This window comes from Streptomyces sp. NPDC037410, assembly GCF_055602235.1.
Window position 1 is genome coordinate 13,856 of record NZ_JBVJWR010000010.1, and the last position, 16,192, is coordinate 30,047.

Annotated in this window: 14 protein-coding genes and 4 pseudogenes; all 18 read left to right on the plus strand. The window is 72.6% G+C overall.

The window, feature by feature from the left end; translation table 11 throughout:
* Nucleotides 1-36: 36 nt before the first annotated feature.
* The gene (locus ACZ7HT_RS18205; RefSeq protein WP_471167109.1) at nucleotides 37-672 is read left to right on the plus strand and encodes a hypothetical protein; all 636 of its coding nucleotides are present in this window, start codon (nucleotides 37-39) and stop codon (nucleotides 670-672) included.
* Between the two features lie 1,127 nt (nucleotides 673-1,799).
* Nucleotides 1,800-2,573: a hypothetical protein gene (locus ACZ7HT_RS18210; RefSeq protein ID WP_471166532.1), complete on the plus strand. Its 774-nt coding sequence runs from the start codon at nucleotides 1,800-1,802 to the stop codon at nucleotides 2,571-2,573.
* A 27-nt stretch (nucleotides 2,574-2,600) separates the two neighbouring features.
* A complete protein-coding gene (locus ACZ7HT_RS18215) occupies nucleotides 2,601-3,098 on the plus strand; it encodes a hypothetical protein (protein WP_471166535.1) in 498 nt (165 codons plus the stop codon).
* A gap of 181 nt (nucleotides 3,099-3,279) precedes the next feature.
* Nucleotides 3,280-4,557, plus strand: coding sequence for a hypothetical protein (locus ACZ7HT_RS18220; protein WP_471166538.1), 1,278 nt, complete (start codon nucleotides 3,280-3,282; stop codon nucleotides 4,555-4,557).
* Between the two features lie 309 nt (nucleotides 4,558-4,866).
* Nucleotides 4,867-5,937, plus strand: coding sequence for a hypothetical protein (locus ACZ7HT_RS18225; protein ID WP_471166540.1), 1,071 nt, complete (start codon nucleotides 4,867-4,869; stop codon nucleotides 5,935-5,937).
* A gap of 96 nt (nucleotides 5,938-6,033) precedes the next feature.
* Nucleotides 6,034-7,822: pseudogene (locus ACZ7HT_RS18230) on the plus strand (type IV secretory system conjugative DNA transfer family protein).
* Nucleotides 7,819-8,055 (plus strand): hypothetical protein, encoded by a 237-nt coding sequence (locus ACZ7HT_RS18235; RefSeq protein ID WP_471166543.1) that lies wholly within the window; start codon nucleotides 7,819-7,821, stop codon nucleotides 8,053-8,055. Before ACZ7HT_RS18230 ends, ACZ7HT_RS18235 begins: the two are co-directional and overlap by 4 nt.
* On the plus strand, nucleotides 8,052-9,224 hold the full coding sequence (locus tag ACZ7HT_RS18240; protein ID WP_471166546.1) for a DnaB-like helicase N-terminal domain-containing protein: 1,173 nt from the start codon (nucleotides 8,052-8,054) through the stop codon (nucleotides 9,222-9,224). Before ACZ7HT_RS18235 ends, ACZ7HT_RS18240 begins: the two co-directional genes overlap by 4 nt.
* Before the next feature lie 44 nt (nucleotides 9,225-9,268).
* Nucleotides 9,269-9,850: a hypothetical protein gene (locus ACZ7HT_RS18245; RefSeq protein ID WP_471166548.1), complete on the plus strand. Its 582-nt coding sequence runs from the start codon at nucleotides 9,269-9,271 to the stop codon at nucleotides 9,848-9,850.
* A gap of 1 nt (nucleotide 9,851) precedes the next feature.
* Nucleotides 9,852-10,025: pseudogene (locus ACZ7HT_RS18250) on the plus strand (DNA cytosine methyltransferase); the annotation flags it as partial.
* Between the two features lie 121 nt (nucleotides 10,026-10,146).
* Nucleotides 10,147-11,049, plus strand: a pseudogene (locus tag ACZ7HT_RS18255) (DNA cytosine methyltransferase); the annotation flags it as partial.
* 93 nt (nucleotides 11,050-11,142) lie between these two features.
* A complete protein-coding gene (locus tag ACZ7HT_RS18260) occupies nucleotides 11,143-11,754 on the plus strand; it encodes a DUF4913 domain-containing protein (protein WP_471166551.1) in 612 nt (203 codons plus the stop codon).
* Entirely contained in the window at nucleotides 11,751-12,527 is a 777-nt protein-coding gene (locus ACZ7HT_RS18265) for a glycosyl hydrolase (protein ID WP_471166554.1), read from the plus strand. Before ACZ7HT_RS18260 ends, ACZ7HT_RS18265 begins: the two co-directional genes overlap by 4 nt.
* Nucleotides 12,524-13,000: a hypothetical protein gene (locus ACZ7HT_RS18270; RefSeq protein ID WP_471166557.1), complete on the plus strand. Its 477-nt coding sequence runs from the start codon at nucleotides 12,524-12,526 to the stop codon at nucleotides 12,998-13,000. Before ACZ7HT_RS18265 ends, ACZ7HT_RS18270 begins: the two co-directional genes overlap by 4 nt.
* A complete protein-coding gene (locus ACZ7HT_RS18275) occupies nucleotides 12,997-13,662 on the plus strand; it encodes a hypothetical protein (RefSeq protein WP_471166560.1) in 666 nt (221 codons plus the stop codon). Before ACZ7HT_RS18270 ends, ACZ7HT_RS18275 begins: the two co-directional genes overlap by 4 nt.
* Nucleotides 13,659-14,507, plus strand: a complete 849-nt coding sequence (locus ACZ7HT_RS18280; protein WP_471166561.1) for a winged helix-turn-helix transcriptional regulator — start codon at nucleotides 13,659-13,661, stop codon at nucleotides 14,505-14,507. The genes ACZ7HT_RS18275 and ACZ7HT_RS18280 overlap by 4 nt, the downstream gene beginning before the upstream one ends.
* Nucleotides 14,508-14,603: 96 nt before the next feature.
* Nucleotides 14,604-15,542, plus strand: a pseudogene (locus tag ACZ7HT_RS18285) (SPDY domain-containing protein).
* A gap of 59 nt (nucleotides 15,543-15,601) precedes the next feature.
* Nucleotides 15,602-16,087 carry a hypothetical protein gene (locus ACZ7HT_RS18290; protein WP_471166563.1) on the plus strand — a complete coding sequence of 162 codons (486 nt, stop codon included), beginning with the start codon at nucleotides 15,602-15,604 and terminating at the stop codon, nucleotides 16,085-16,087.
* Nucleotides 16,088-16,192 lie beyond the last annotated feature (105 nt).

Here is a 16,192-nt window from a genome sequence, read left to right on the forward strand (position 1 = left end):
GCCCCGGCCGAGAACCAGCCGGCGGCCACCGAGGACCTGGCGTGGCGGAGGCACATCCCGGCGCTGGCCGCCGCCATCGCGGGGATCCGGCAGGCGTCCGACGCCTGGGACGCGGTCTCGGACTCCTTCTGCGACACCGACGGCTGGCCCGTCGACGAGCAGGGGTACGAGGACGGCAAGGTGAAGCGCGACGCCGAGGCATGGCGGCACGTCGAGGTCTTCCTCGACCACGGTCCCGCGGTCCTGGCCGGCGTCCGCGCGACCGCCCAAGTCACCGACTACGTCGAAGTGCCCATCAGCGAAGACCTCCGCTGGCTGCGCGGCATCGATCGCACCCTGGAACACGCGGGGCAGCTCCAGCGTGAGTGGGACCAGATCCTGGTGCTCATGGACGCCTCCATGCCCGGCTCGCGAAAGCTCTACGAGGGCCGGGCGAAGGAGGAGCGGAACGCCGACGGCTGGCACTACGCCGACGAGCTGGCCATCCGCGGCCCGGCCCTCGTCCGGGCCGCGGACTTCCTGGCCGGGCGGTCGGACACCGAGCAGTCCGCGCACGCCGAGCGGGCGCGCGTGGCTCTCGCCCGCTCGGCCTCCGGTCTTCGCGGAGCCCTGCCCGCTTCTCCCCCGGCGCCGCCGACACCCAACGCACCGGTACCGGGCCGCTCCCGCTGACGCCCGTAGCACCCGGTCCCGGCCGGGCCAAACCGCCCGATCACCAGATCCTCGTGGACCACCGCCCGCCCGACGCGGCCCGGCCCGTACCCACTGCGGTGCGCCGCCGGCCGCTGGGGCGCCCCACCACGGAGAAAACCCATGCACCAGGACAATCCCCTGATCACCATCCAGCAGGAGGGGCCACAGATCACCGCGTGGACCAGCACCTCCTCGCCTGCTGCCCCCGAGGACCCGAAACGAGATCACGGGTACGGCTACCTCACCGGTCCCCTCCGCCAGCGGGGCCTGGACGTCACCGTCGAGTACGGCCTGAGCGACTACATCGTCGACGTCACCCTCCCCGACGGCAGCTCGGTGATCATCTCGCCACCGCAGGAACCCCCTTCCGAGAACCCCGAGTTCCCCGAGAGCTGGACCGCCATCCGCCACCGAGAAGCCGCACCCACGGTGTACGAGGTGATCTACGACTCCGAGCCCGACGGTCCTGACGCCCGGCACGGCAGCAACGTCTCAAGCCTGCTCGCCGCCGTCGACGCGCGCCTGGACCAGCTCGGCGTACCGCTACGCCCCGGACAGCACCGCTCCTCCCAGGAGCGCGCTGCCGACGAGGTACTCCGCCGGTCGGGCTTCATCTCCGCGATGTCGTTCGACGGGGAGCGCTATCACCGGCTGCCCACGGCCATGACCGGCCTGGCCGAACAGCGGCGGATGGTGACCCGGGCCTTCACTGCACTACAGGCCGATGGCTTCAACGTCCTGTGCGATTCGGCCCTGCTCAGGCCCGGCACTCCACCTGCCCGGCCGCACGAGGCACGGCTCGGCGACGTCCTCGCCACCCAGCCCGACCCGGTCCAAAGCCCGGTAGCCCCAACCTCGCTGCCGGCCTCCGTTCCACCTCGGGTGAGCGCTGCTCTCACACCCTCCCCGTCGGCCGGATCGCGCACGGTCCGCACCCGCCTGGCGGCGGAAGCCCCCAGCGTGCCGCGCCGCCGTCCGCGCGTCCCTCCACCGCACTGGGTCGCTGACCTCTTCCCACCTCGGAGTTCGCCGTATGCCTCGCACCAGCAGACCCGTTCCGGCCCTCGACCTCCCCCGTCATCGAGCCCGCACCGGATGGATCAGCCGTGTTGCCCAACTCCGCCGAAGAACTGCTTCCCGACGTCGCCATCGGGCGCCACCCCGCCTATGGCATCGTCGCCGCGAACCCCAAGAACCTCGCCGCCAGCACCTGGATGCTGGAGCGGCTCGACTTCCGCCCCATCCCGGGCGAGCCGACCCTGTACGCCCTGACCGACCAGCAGCGTGACGGGCAGGGTCGCGCCACCCGGGCCGTCGAGCTGCTGCGCAACGCCGACTTCCGAGTCGACACGGACGCCGTGTTCAACCCCTCCCTCGCACCCGGGTCTCGACCCGTCCCGGGCCGAACCTCGCTCGGCGAGCCCGATGTCGCGTTCGCCGAGCATCCACGGCTCGGCATCATCGCGGCCATCGACGACCGGGCCTCCGGAATCACCGGACTCGCCCTGCTCGACCATGGCTGGCGACACGACCCCCGCCTGGACATCTACACGCTGCCCGCCACCACCGGCCGCGACGAGGCCCTGGGGAAGGTCGCCGACGCCACGCTGGCCCTGCACCGTTCCGGTGTCCAGGTCGCCGTACGCCCTCACCTCGCGCAGGACGTAGTGACCCGCCGCCATCCCGCGACCGGGCAGGCCCTGTCCCGCGACCGCGCCCAGAACGTCGGCGTCCGTCGCTCGCCGCTCAGCGCCGCCGCGCTCGCCACCAGCCCGGCCCTCGCCGGCCTCCCGGGCAAGCGGCCGGTGGCCCCTCCCGCCATCTCCGTCGCGGCGGCCCGGCCGGTCGACCCGCGCATCGCCTTCTCCCGCGACCGCTGACCCAACCCCCCGTAAGGAAGCTCCCCCATGGCAGTGAAGACCATCTGGCCGATCAACCACTCCTGCGGCCACCACACCGACCGCGACCTGTCCGATCGACCGGCCGACCGTCGCGCGGGCTTCGCCGAGTGGCTCGCCACTCAGGAATGCACCGCCTGCTGGCGCGCCTCCAAAGAGGGCAACGAGCAGGACAAGGCAGCCTGGTTGAAGGCCAAGCGGGCTGAGGAACAGGCCGAGTCCGAAGCCTGGTCCCAGCAGTACCGGATGCCTCCACTGGAGGGAACCGAGCGCGCCGTCCCCTGGGGTGCGCGCTGCCGCCACCAGATCCTGGCCGCCGCCTATTCCGCCCTGGTCGTCGAAGGCGACACCAACGAGGCAGAGTGGGAGGAGATCGAGGAGACCGCTCGCACGATCACCCGCGCCGGCTGGTGGATCGACCAGCGCTCCTCCGAACCCGAGGACCTCCCCGAGCTGCTCCAGACCGCCACCGACGCCGACCGGCCCAACGAGAACCCCTACTTCTAGCCGTCCGGTGCCCCGCTGCGGCGGGGGCACCGGCTTCTGCTCCCCCCGCAGGTCAGGGCCGGTGAGCGCGGCGTCTATCAGTGATCTCCGGCGGGGCCAAATCCCGAATCCTGCGGATCCTCTCCCCGTCGGTCCGACCTCCCGGGCCGTTGTTCCATCATTCCCTTCCGAGGTAGCCGCCGTGATCGCCCACCTGCAGCGCGCCAGCGACACCGCTGGCCTGCTCACCTACCTGTACGGGCCGGGTGAACGTGGTAACCACGTCAACCCCCGGCTGGTCGCGGGTGACGGCCATGGGGCGCCGGTCGAACTGCTCGCCGAGCCGGGCTCGCTGTCGTCCTTGGCCCAGGCGCTCGACGCTCCCGTCGAGCGCCTCGGGGCCCGTGCGCCCGCTCGGCCCACGTGGGTCTGCTCGGTGCGGTCCGACCCCCGTCTACCGGACCTCACCGACGCGCAGTGGGCCGACGTCGCCCGACGGCTGGTGTCCGCCACCGGCATCGCCCCGGACGGTGATCCGGACGCCTGCCGGTGGATCGCCCTGCGCAACCAGCCCCGGCAGGTGTACGTCGTGGCCAGCCTCGCCCGCGAGGACGGCGGCCCCCACCACGGCTACCGCGACGCCTTTCGCCTCCAGACCGAATGCCGCCGGATCGCGGCCGAGCTGGGGCACCTGGCCACCGCCTCCCCTCCAACTTCCCGCGCCCAGGAGACCTCTGTGCCCGCTCCTCCGATCACCATCTCCTCCGAGTTCAGCGGCAGCGTCGTGGCCAAGGGCGCCACCGACGACCTCTCCGCCATGATCCTCAAGCACGCCGGCTTCCAGCAGATCCAGGACTGGCACGGTCGGCGCCACCGGCTTCCCACCACCACTCCGGTCGCCGAACAGGTCGCCATCGCCAGCCACGCCGCCGAGATGCTCCGCGCCGCCCGCTACGACGTCACTCTCACGCCCTCCCTGGACGTGGCCCGGATGAGCACCCCGGCGAATCCGCTTGAGTCCTACGCCGCCGGCGCCGCACTTCTCCAGATCACCGACGCGATCAGGTCGGCCGAGAACGGCGAGGGCCTCCGACGAGCGGTCGACCAGCTCCTCCACCCCGAGCACGGGGCCCTGGAGCGCGTCCGGGAAGCGCTGGAGGTCGCCGGCGAGCACATCAACGACCTCGACGACGAGGCGTACGGGCTGGCCGACCGATTCGGCTTCGCGGCGGACTTCGTCTGCTCGGCGCAGTCGGAACTCGTCGACTCGGAGGACGACCTGCGTCGTGTCGGCATCCCTTCCCGGTCCGAGGCCGAAGCGCCGACGCGCTCCTCGAACCCGTCCGCCTCCCGGAGCGCGGCGCTGGCTGTCTCGCCCGCGGCGGCCAAGGCCGGGGTCGTCACCTCGGCCTTCGGTATTGATGTCGTGGAATCCCGCCCGTCCGCCCGTCCGCCGCGCGCCTCCGGTCCTCGACGGTGATTGGAGTGCCTTCTTCCGCCGTGTCCTCTGCCGGCCTGTCGCGTACGTATCTCATGCGGGCTGCCGACGCAGTGTGCTGCCGCCGTCGGGGACCTCGACACCAGCCGGGTCGGGTTCCTCGTCGTCACCGCCGGCAGTCCCGCCGCCGCACGCGAACGGCTCGCGGTCCTCGCCGACGGCCTGACCCTGTCGGTCGCGCCATGACCCCGCCGCCGCTGCCCTCGGCCACCAGACCAATCTCGCCTCCTCGGGTGGGAGCACGTGCTCCCACCCGGCCTGGCCCGTCAGCACCACCAACCAGGAGGACCCGTGCCCGAGTACTACTCCAGCATCGGCGAGGCCATCGGCGCCGCGATGCAGCACAACATCCGGCTCGCCTACGGCGGCAGGAGGCCCATCGACGATCCACCCCTCCAGGTCCGTCGTCTCCCGTCGGCTGCCGACGATCCGTACTCCGTCCCGGGGATGATCGCCCGGCTCACCGAGGACGCCGCCCCCGGCGAGGTGGCCGGGATCGTCGAAGAGGTCAACGGCGCGCTCGTCGGGGCTCTGCCTCAGCTGACGGAACTCGTCGCCGCTGCCGCCGACTGGGTCCGCGTCCGCCTGGCGTTCGACGACCCGCACCACAACCCCGCCATGGTGACCTGGACAAGGCTGGCCGCCGCCCACAGCCTGCTCGAAGACGTCCGGGAGCAGCTGGAGGCCGCCGAGGACGGAATCGCCGCCTGCCCGGCCGAACGCACCGACCCCCGGCACCACAACATGATCAATGTCCTTCGGACGCGCGAGCTGCTCGACGACATCCTCGGCGCCAGCGCGGACCCCTCGACTCCCGGCATCCAGAGCCGGAAGGAAGCGGACCGTCCGGTCTCTGCGAGCAACTACTCGTCGCCGACGTCCTCTTCCACGGCTTCTCCTACCTCGCCCCGTTCTACGGAAGGATCCCCGATGGGCAACTTGGCCGATACCTACGGCACCGACATCGAGATCTACCCCTGGGCCGACGGCCTGGTCTGGGCCGACTGCCGGACCGGCCTGCCCGGGTCAGCCCAGCGGACCCTGCGCTCCTGCGGGTTCACCGCCCCGGCCGATCCGGGCGATCCCGCCTCTTTCAGCCTCGAGTCGCGTGTCGCCGGCCCGGACCGGCAACTGGCTGCCTCCGCTGCTGCCAGCCAGCTGGCCGACCTGGGGTACCGGGTCGCGATCGACCCATCCCTGGCCGTCGGCTACGTCGGCGAGACGTCCGACACCAATGCCCGGCGTCAGGCCGCTGCCCGTCAGACCTCACCCATCGCGGCCAAGGCCGGCACCGGCACCAACGCCCCTCCTGCCCCCGCGCCGGTTCCGTCCGCAGGACGTCCCGCCCCGCGTTCCCGCTGAAACGATTCCGTTCGATCCCGAAGGAGTAGACCCATGAGCTGCACCAGAGCCGAGCGCGCCCCGCCCCCCGCCCGCTCGCACCCCAAGGAACCGCCCGTGCCCTCCCCGCGCACCAGCGCGCCGTCGACCACCACCGGCTCCGACGCGCTCCTCTACCTCCTGTTCGGCGTCCTCGGCGCCGCCATGACCTTCGGCTCCCTCGCCTGGCTGACCGGCAACCTCACCAACGCCCTTGTCGGAAACGGCCTGTGGGCCCCGTTCCGCGCCACCGACACCCTGCTGCACCCCGAGGTGCTGTGGCCGGCCATGAGCACCACCGCGCTGCTGGTCGGCGCCCGCGTCGTCCCCGGCCTGCTCACTCTGACCCTGCTCACCACCGGCCTGGTGCTCTGGCTGCGCTGGCGCTCCGCTGCCAAGACCGGTCTCGCCCGCAAGGCCGATCTGGCGCCGCTGCTGGACAAGGAGATCACCGCCAAGGCGAAGAGCCTGCGCCCGTCCCTCGGCGACCGGGAGTGCAAAAGAGGTCGCTCCCGCTGACCGCGGCATCCTGCTCGGCACCCTCGACCCGGGCCGGGCCGAGGTTCGCGCGTCCTGGGAGGACGTGATCGTCGCGATCATGGCCCCGCGTTCCGGTAAGACGTCCGGCCTGGCGATCCCTGCGATCCTCGCGGCTCCCGGCCCGGTCCTGCTCACCAGCAACAAGGCGGCGAATGACGCGTTCACCGCCACGGTGGACGCCCGTGCCGAGGTCGGCACGGTGTGGACCCTGGACCCCCAGCAGATCGCCCACCATCCGCGCGAGATGTGGTGGGACATCCTGGCCGACGCCCGCGACCTGGCAGGGGCGAAGCGGCTGGCTGGGCACTTCGTCGCGGCGAGCGTGGACGAGTCGAGTGGCTCCGACTTCTGGTCCACCGCCGCGTCCAACACGCTCGGCGCCCTGTTCCTGGCCGCCGCCAGTCACCGGCGGCCGATCACCGACGTGCTGGCCTGGCTCGCCTCCCCAGCCGACCGGACCCCGGTCGACCTGCTCACCGACGCCGGCCACGACGCGGTCGCCGCACAGCTCCAGGGCACCGTCTCCGGCGCGACCGAGACCCGCGACGGCATATACGAGACGGCGCGGCAGTACGCGAGCTGCCTGCTCGACCCGGAGGTCGCCGCCTGGGTCACCCCGAGCGAGGACCTCCCCGAGTTCAAGCCCCTCGCCTTCGCCACGTCCCGCGACACGCTGTACCTGCTGAGCAAGGACGGCGGCGGCAGCGCGTCGGCCATCATCGCGGCGGCGGCCGACGCGGTGATGCGCGCGGCCGTGATCGTCGCCGAACGCTCCGGTGGACGGCTCGATCCGCCCGCCCTGTGCGTCCTCGACGAGGCCGCCAACGTGTGCCGCATCAGCGACCTCCCGGACCTCTACTCCCACTTGGGCAGCCGGGGCGTCATCCCGGTGACGATCCTGCAGTCCTACCGGCAGGGCCAGCGGTGCTGGGGCGAGGCCGGGATGGACGCCCTCTGGTCCGCCGCCACCGTCAAGATCGTCGGATCGGGCATCGACGACGCCGACTTCGCCGACCGCCTCAGCAGGCAGGTCGGTGACCACGACGTCCAGACCGTCTCGGTCTCCACGAGCGAGGGCGGCAAGTCCACCTCGGTGAGCATGCGCACCGAGCGGATCCTGCCCCCGGACGCGATCCGCGCCCTGCCCAAGGGCAAGGTGCTGCTGCTGGCCACCGGTCTGCGGATCGCCATGCTCAACATCCGGCCCTGGTACAAGGAGCCCTCCGCCAAGGTGATCGGGCCAGGCTCGGCCCGTGCCACCAAGGCGATCACCGAGCGGGCCCTGGCGAAGACCGTCGGCCACGACGACTTCGGGCTGTCGGCATGAGCGCGCCCACGCCGCCCTCCGCGCGGCTCGGGCAGTCGCCGGCCGTCCTGCGCGACGGCCGGTGGTGGCTGGTCGGCGAGGCCGGGGCGGTTCCGCTGTCCGATCCCGCGTTCACCACCGTGCTGGACGGCTTCGCCGAGGCGTTGTCCGCCGCCGACCGGGCGGTCGCCGATCTGCGGGCCCAGCCGGGTGAGCCGTCCGCGTCCGTTCCCAGTACGGGAGGCGGGCGATGAACCCGCTGATGGACGCCGAGCAGGCGGTCCTCGGCGCGGTGCTGCTCGACCCGGGCCAGCTCGCGCAGCTGGAGTGGCTCGCGCCGGATCACTTCTACCGGCCGGTCCACCAGGCCCTGTTCGGCGCGCTGCGCAAGCTCCGGAGCGACGGCCATCCCGCGGTGGAAGGCGAGGGGGCGGTGCCGCTGTCGTGGGTGACCGACGCGGTCGCCGAGGCCAGCCTCCGCGTACGGGGGCTGACCGCCTCGTACGCCCACACCCTGATCTCGGCCTGTCCGCGCCCCGCGCACGCCCCGGTGTACGGCCGCATGGTGCTGGAGGGCGCGATCCACCGCACCGTGACCCAGCACGCGATCCGGCTTCACCAGGAGGCTCGCACGGGCACTCTGCGGGGCGAGGTCGAGGGGACGCTGCACCATGCGGACGTCCTTGCGGGGGTACTCGCCGATCTCGCCCGGCGGTGGGGCACCGAACCGCGACCAGTCGCACCCGCGACACCGTCGGCCACCATCCCGTCCGTCGTTCCGCCGACGCAGGCGGATCAGGGAGCCGAGGACGAGGCGTTCCTTCTGGCCGTCCTCGTCGAGCGGCCGGGGGCCATGGGCGAGGTGGTCGACTGGCTGCGGCCGGGGGACTTCGCCGACCCGGTCCACGGGCAGCTCTACCGTTGCCTCGGGGCGCTGCATCACCGGGGCGAGCCCATCGACCGGATCACCCTGCTGTGGGAGGCCCAGCGGCGCGGCCTGCTGGCCGACGGCACGCTGTCGAGGGACCGGTTCGCCGTCATCTGCGACGGCGTGGGCGCCGGCGACGCCGATTGGCTCGGCAAACAGGTGATGCGTTCCTCGATCACGCGGACCGCCGCCGCCTCCGCTCGCGCCGTCCGAGCCCTGGCCGAGGACGAGGCCCTGGCCCCGGGGCGGCTGATCAACCACGCCCTGCACGCGCTCGGCCCGCTCGCCGAGGTCCGCACCCGCTGGGAGACCGCGCACGGTCGGCCGGCCTCCCGGGCACCGTCCTCCGCGTCTTCCCCGAGCGGGCCGCCGGCGGCGCGGGTGCACGCGGCCCTCACCCGCAGCGCCCCGCGTGCCGCTCCGTCTCCACCAGACCGTCTCTCCCTCGGGCCCGCTCCAACCGCAGCGCGCCTGCCCTCGCGCAACCACAGCTGACACCCCCCTTTCCACCACTCTGCTCCTCATAGACGGGATCCACCGTGACCACGAACTCCCTTTCCGACGCCCTGGCCATACGTGCCATGGCCTCTGCCTTCGACGCCCAGCGCGGCAAACTCCCGGTTCCCGGCGACCCCCACCGCCTCCCCGGAGGCATCGTTGTCGCCCAGCAGATCTCCGAACTCGGCAAGCTGATCACCGAGCTGGGCGACGAGGTCCTCTTCCGCACCGTCAACAAGGAGGCCGGCTCCCGCACCACCCCGGCCGTCTCCGGTTTCTCCGCCGCCGTACGGTACGCCGGTGAGGCTGCAACCGCTCTCGGAGAAGTGGCCCAGCAGCTCACCTTCCTGGAGCAGACCGAGCACCTGCACGAGCAGCCCGACGCCCGGGACGCCCGGGAAGCTGCGGGGCTGGTGATCGACGACGGGCTCGAAACGGCGGACACGGCCCTGCGGGAGGCGGCCGACTCCCTTCACGCCGCCTCGACGGCGGTCTTGCCACCGTCCTCCCGGCTCCGGGCCGCTCTCACCCGGACCACGACCCCGGTATACGGGGCCGCACCGGCTGCCCCCGCGCCACCGACGCCGACGGCTCCTGCGGCCCGGCCAGTACGGGGCCGGTGACATGCCCTCCACCGTCTCCCGCCAGCCGCTGATCGGGTCGCTCTGCTCCGGGTACGGCGGCCTCGATCTGGGGGTGCAGGCCGCTCTCGGAGGCACCCTGGCCTGGCACGCGGAGGTCGAGCCGAACGCCTCGCGCATCCTGGCCCGCCACTGGCCCGGCGTCCCCAACCTGGGCGACATCACGACCGTCGACTGGTCCACCGTTCCCCGGGTGTGCGTCCTGACGGCCGGCTTCCCCTGTCAAAGACGTCTCGGTCGCCGGCCGCCGGGCCGGACTCAACTCCCAGACCCGATCGGGGCTGTGGCTGCACGTCGCCCGTGCGGTCGAGGCCCTCCGACCCTGCTTGGTAGTGATCGAGAATGTCCGCGGCCTCCTCACCTCCCCCGCCGGTTCCCCTGGCGACCTGGAACCCTGCCCGTGGTGTCTGGGAGACACCGCAGGTCAGTCTCCTCTGCGGGCACTCGGTGCCGTACTCGGATCCCTGGCCGACCTCCGGTACGACGCGAAGTGGCTCGTGCTTCGTGCCTCCGACGTCGGAGCCCCGCACCGGCGCGAGCGGACCTTCTTGGCGGCCTGGCCCGCCGGAGACCCTGCTCAAGACGCCGACCAGCAACATCGGGAAGAACGGCGGCTCGCAGCACCCGGCCAAGAGGAAGAGCGGGGGCCACGGTCCGAACCTGGCCGACGAGGTCGAGTGGCTCCTGCCGACCCCGAAGGCGTCGGACGGCATCAAGGGCTCGCCCAACCAGCGGCACGGCAACGGGGACATGACCCTGCCCAGTGCGGCGGCGTCGCTGTTGCCCACACCCCGGGCCAGCGACACGGGCACCCCGGGCCGCCGCCCCGGCAAGGGGTGGCGCCCTCCCCTGTCGGCGGTGGTCCTGCCGCTGTGGACGGGGCTGTCTCCGGAAGCCGGGGAGACGGCGGACGGTGGGGACCGTACGCCGCCGCCATCACCCGATGGGAGAGGCTCACCCGTCCCGCGCCGGCGCCCACCGACGCGGCCGGTCGGCTGCGCGCCGACTTCGTCGAGTGGATGCAGGGGCTCGACGCCGGCTGGGTCACCGCCACTCCTGAGCTCGGGCGTCCAGCACAGCTCACCGCGCTCGGCAACGGAGTCGTCCCCCAACAGGCCACTCGGGCCATGCAGTTGCTGGCGCCACCGTTCCCGCGCTGTCCACACTGCGCGGACGGGTAGCGGCTGCCTACCGGGATTTCCCGGCCGGGCCAAACCGCGGATTCTCCGCATCCTCTCGGGCATGTCGCCGTCTCACAGATGGAGCACGCCCTCATGTCCGACACCAGCCCGACCACCCCCGCCCCCGGCCCGGAGCCGTTCCGGGTCTCCGACGAAAACCTCGACGACCTCGCCAGCACCCTCGCCAAGACCATCGCGGAGGTCAGGCGCCACGGCGTCATCCTCGACCGCCTCGGCTCCGAGCCCGATCCCGTACCCGCTACCGACGGGCAGACGGACGGCGCTGCGGAAGCCGGGGCGGCCGGCCCCGAGAAGGCCGATGGCCCCGCCTCGGTGTTCATCGTCGCCTTGGGCGGTGAGGAGTACGCCGTCGAACTCGCCGCGCTCGGCGTCTGGGTGAACCACCTCCTGCTGCCGGTATACGGCCGGGAGATCAGCACGACGCGTCCGTGGTGCGCGCAGTGGTATGAGCATCCTGAGGCCGTCGCCCGGCTGCACGCCCTCTGGCTGGCGTGGCAGCAGCTCACCGACACGGAGGCCGGCCTGGCCGGTCCGTCGACCTGGCACCGCGACCACCTGGACCAGGCCCTGGTGCATCTGCGCGCCCCGGACGGTCCGTTCGCCGCGTGCACGACGAGCCCGACCCGCCCCAACCACCGGGTCCTGTCCACTCCCGCTCCCGAGCAGGCGGAGGCGGCGGCGTGAACGACGGTTTCGACTTCGATTTCGATCTCGACGAATTCACCCCCGCCGATGACGCGTCCGCGGAAGCGGTGGAGCGATTCTGGTCCGGTGACCTGAGGGCGCTGTCCCGGCACCACATCACGCCCGACGGCTCCCACGGCTTCGTCGTCGCCCACGACCAATCCGTTACGTGGGGAGCACTCGGCGAGCCGGAGATCATGGCGATCGCGGTCGCGCGGGATCTCAGCCGGTTCACGTTCACCCTGGAGACGAGCTACCACGCCACGGTGCCCTTCGCCCAGGCGTGGCTGGTCGAGCGCGGCTGCCCGCCCGAGAAGATCGCCAAGCTCTACGACGACGTCGTGAAGCCCGCCGACGACCTCACGGTCCAGGTCGAACGGAGGATCCGGCAATCGGGCACCCGGTACGAAGTCCTCGACACCTACACCTCGGACATCGACCCGAGCGAGACGTGGACGCTGACCGGCGACTCCCGCGCCGCCGAAGCGCCGATCCGGATCTTCCACGAGGAGTGGGAGGCGGGCGCCGACACGTACACGATGCGCGAGGGCGCGTTCGCCGACGTGGACTCCGCGCGCTCCTGGCTGGACGACCGCGACGGCCCGCTGCCCGAACCACCGGAATACCGCTACGCCCACGGCGCCATCCTCCGGGCCCGCGCCGCCCTCTCCCGGTCGGTCGGCACTCCCGCGATACCGAAGGCCAGCCTCGGCGCCCTCCATACACCGCCGGCCGAACCAGGCCGACGCCCGATCCAAGGGCGGCTGATGTGAGCCGCGCCCGCTTCGCCTTCGCAGCGCACCCCGACGCCATCGCGGACCTGCGGGAACTCCCGGACGACATCCGCGACCTGGCGCTGCTGGAGCTGCAGAACCTGGTCCACGGAAGCGACGACTGCCTGCCGTTGAAGGGCCGTCTCGCCGGCTTCCACAAGGTCTACGTCGACCCGTCCGTGTCCTACCGGCTGGTCATCCAGTTCCGCCCAGCCCCGCCGACCTCGACCCACCCGCGCGAGATCTACCTCGTCGCCGCCGGAAGCCGCAAGGACTACGCGGTTTACCGCACAGCCCACCTGCGTACCGCCCCGCCGCAGAACACCGCGGCGGCCTCCGCTGCCGAGTCCCGCGTCCAGGCCGCCCGGTCCCGCTCCTCCCTTACCGCCGACCGCCCGCCGGCCTCACCAGCAGTTCCTTCCACAGTGGCCCCCTCCACGGCCGCCGCCTCTCGAAAGGTCCCCCAGCGATGACCGCCGACCGCGCCCCCATGTCCCGTACCGACCTGGCCGGCCTCCTCACCGAGGCCGCGCAGAGCATCTCCGGGATCCTCACCGCCGAGTACCCGACGCCCGCCAGCCGCTCCTACCTGCACCCCGTCCTGGGCGCGCTGTCCGCCGGCCCGCAGGTGGTGGGCGAACTGAACGCACGTCTCGAAGAGTTCATGGCCGCCGAACCACGTCCCGCCGCCCCGGCTGGCCTGTTCACCCTGGCCTCCTACGCCTCCGCACTGGGCTGGCTCACCGAGTCCCTCGCCGAGCTGACCACCGCCGTCGACCAGATCTGCACGCGCGTGGGCATCCCCACGGGCGCCGGGGAACTGGCCTTCGCCACATCCGAGGACGCCGAGGAACAAGACGGGTTCGACTTCGCCTTCAGCGTGCTGGAACTGGCGGCGATCCGCACCGCCGCCGAGGCCGCCGGCCTCCCGCCCGGCGACTACGTCGGCGTGCTCTCCCAGTCGCTGCTCGCGGCGTCCCAGATCACCGACGCCTGCATGGAGATCTCCAACGGCCTGCTCGAAGACGCCGCGTACGTCCTCGACGAGACCGACCGCATCTGGGCCGGTGGCGAACCAGGGGGCCTTCCGACTCTGGTCCGCTCGCTGCTCGCCCGGATGGAGACGGCCGAATGAACCAGCACCACATCCCCGGACAGCCCGTCTTCCCCATCGAATCGTTCGATCCCGAACGCATCGAGAACGCCCTCGCCGTGATGGGGCCGAAGTGGACCACCTGGACGGTGATGACCATGGTCCAGGAGGGCCGTCCTCTGCGGGTGCGGGATGTCGCCGCCAGGCTTCCCTTCGTCAGCGAGCAACTGGTCGGCAAGCGCCTGGCCGCCATGCACGCAGACGGACTGGTCACCCGAGCCGACACTCGCCGCGGGGCTCCGTACCAGCTCAGTGCCCTCGGCGAGTCTCTGACGCACGTGCACCGCACCCTGGCCGACTGGTCTCGGAACTACCTGTCGTCCGGCGCGATAGCCGAAGCCGAGCGCGTCGAGGACGCCGTGCAGCGCCTACGGCTGCGGCACACCACCGCCATGGTCCAGGTCCTCGACGCGGGCGGTCCGATGCGGTTCGTCCACATCGCCGAACAGGCCGGTCTGGACTACGCCTTCACCCAGCATCGCCTCCTCCGGCTCCAGGCCGACGGCCTGGTCACCCGCACGGGCCCGCGCCACGGCGACCCCTACGTGCTGACCGAAGCCGGCCAGGCGCTGGGCCCCGTCTACGCGACCATCGAGCACTGGAGCGCCCCCTTGGCCACGCGGAGGGCCCCGGCTCCGCCCGCCCCCGTCGCGACGGCCCAGCGGACGCACTCCGGCGTCCCGTTGGGGGCGGACGGCGCCCGGACCGCAGCGGCCCTGCGCCGGAGCGCCGCCGTGCCGACCTCCCTGTTCAGCCACGCTCCCCAGCCGCAACCGCGGGTGTCGGTCTCCGTGACCGCCCAGTCAGCCCCGGGACGGTCCCGGTGATTCGGATGGCACCGAGAGCCGGCCGCTCCCCGTCACCGCGGCGGCATCCGCGCACGCGGACCCGCTCTCCTCCCACCCACGCCCGGAGCTTCGACCATGTCCGCCCTTCCCGACCCGTCCCGCTACGAAGAGGTACTGGTCAGCCCCATGTACCTCGCCAGCTCCAACGGGGCCGGTGACGCCGGCTTCGCCCCCGTGGCCCACTGGCCGCACCACTACCTCGACGACGGCCCCTGCCAGCTCCTTGTCACCTCGCCCGACCAGCGAATCCGCATCGGGTGGTTCGGCGACGACTTCGAGCTGTGGAAGATCACCGCCTCCGAGGAGGCCGTCGCCCCGCCCCGCTGGACAGCGACCTTCAACCACGCCACCCCGGCCGAGATCGTCGCCGGCCTCACCACCGCCCTGGCCCAGGACTACGCCGCATCCGACCCGTACGAGAACAACGGACGCTTCCTGGCAGACCCGTCGCTCTACTGGACCGATTCCCTCCAACCGCTCCTCGACGCCGGCTGGCGCCGCGAACCGGCCATGCACGGCACCGTCAACGTCAGGGCTCCCGACGGATAAGCAGGCGCCCTGATCCGAAACCACCATCCCCGCTGGGACGACGAGGCCGTCGAACTGTGGGCCGGCCCTCGAGGCTGGGGCACGCGGGCGGAGGCGGTGTTCACGGCGCGCACCCCGACCCACCTGATCGCCGCGACGGCCGCCGCCATGGCGAGTTCGGCTCCGGCGGTCCGCGAGCGACACATGATCCACCGCGAGGTGGAGCACCTGGTCACGCTGACCCCGGTCGGCCCGGTCGCCGCCCCTCAGAGCTCTCGCGCTCCGACCCCGCTCGACGTACGGCGTACCGCCGTCACCGAGGCCGTACGCCGTGCCGCGCGCGCTCCGCGGACGGCCGCCGACCTCCGCGTGATGGCGGCCCAGAGCCGCACCACGTCCTCGGCCCACAAGCGGTCTCCCGCCCTCACGCCCGCCGCCGCGGCCCGGGCGCCGGTCGATTCGTCGGCGCGGCGGCACAGCCGCTGACTCCCGTCCGGACCTACCCGGACGCCCTCTCCGCCCCTCCGGACACCAGGAGTTCCCTCATGCCCGACACCACCGCGCTCAACCAGGCCACCTCCATGATCGAGAAAGCCTGGGCCCAGCCCATAGAAGTCCTGGAGGTCCTCGCGGTCCGTCGCCCCTGCGACGACCCGCTCCTGCGCTCGGCCATGCACATCCATACGGCCCTGGCCATCACCGACAACGCTGCGGCCGTCCACCAAGACCGCCTGCACGCCCTGACCCGGCCCGGGTACGTGCCGGCGTACTACGAGCTGGAACGGATCGTCAGCTCGGCCGCCGACCTTCGCGCCGCGCTCGCGGAGAGCGGCGCACACCTGCAAGCGATCCGGCGCGTGGTCGAGGCGCGTGAAGCCTCCTCGACGGCGGACCGGGGCCCGGCGGCGAGCCTGTCCCGGGCCACTGTCGCCCGCTCGGGGCTCGCTCCGCGCGCCCTGGGCCAGGTGCCCGACCAGCCCGTTCCCGCCGCCGTCGCCGGGCCGACGCCCGCCCCGGGGCTGCGCCGCTGACTGATCAGGCGAGGTCCTCGTCGCGGGGGGGGGGGGGGGGGGGGGGGGGGGGGGGGGGGGGGGGGGGGAGGGCGGGGGGGGGGGGTGCAGGGTAGACCGCACATC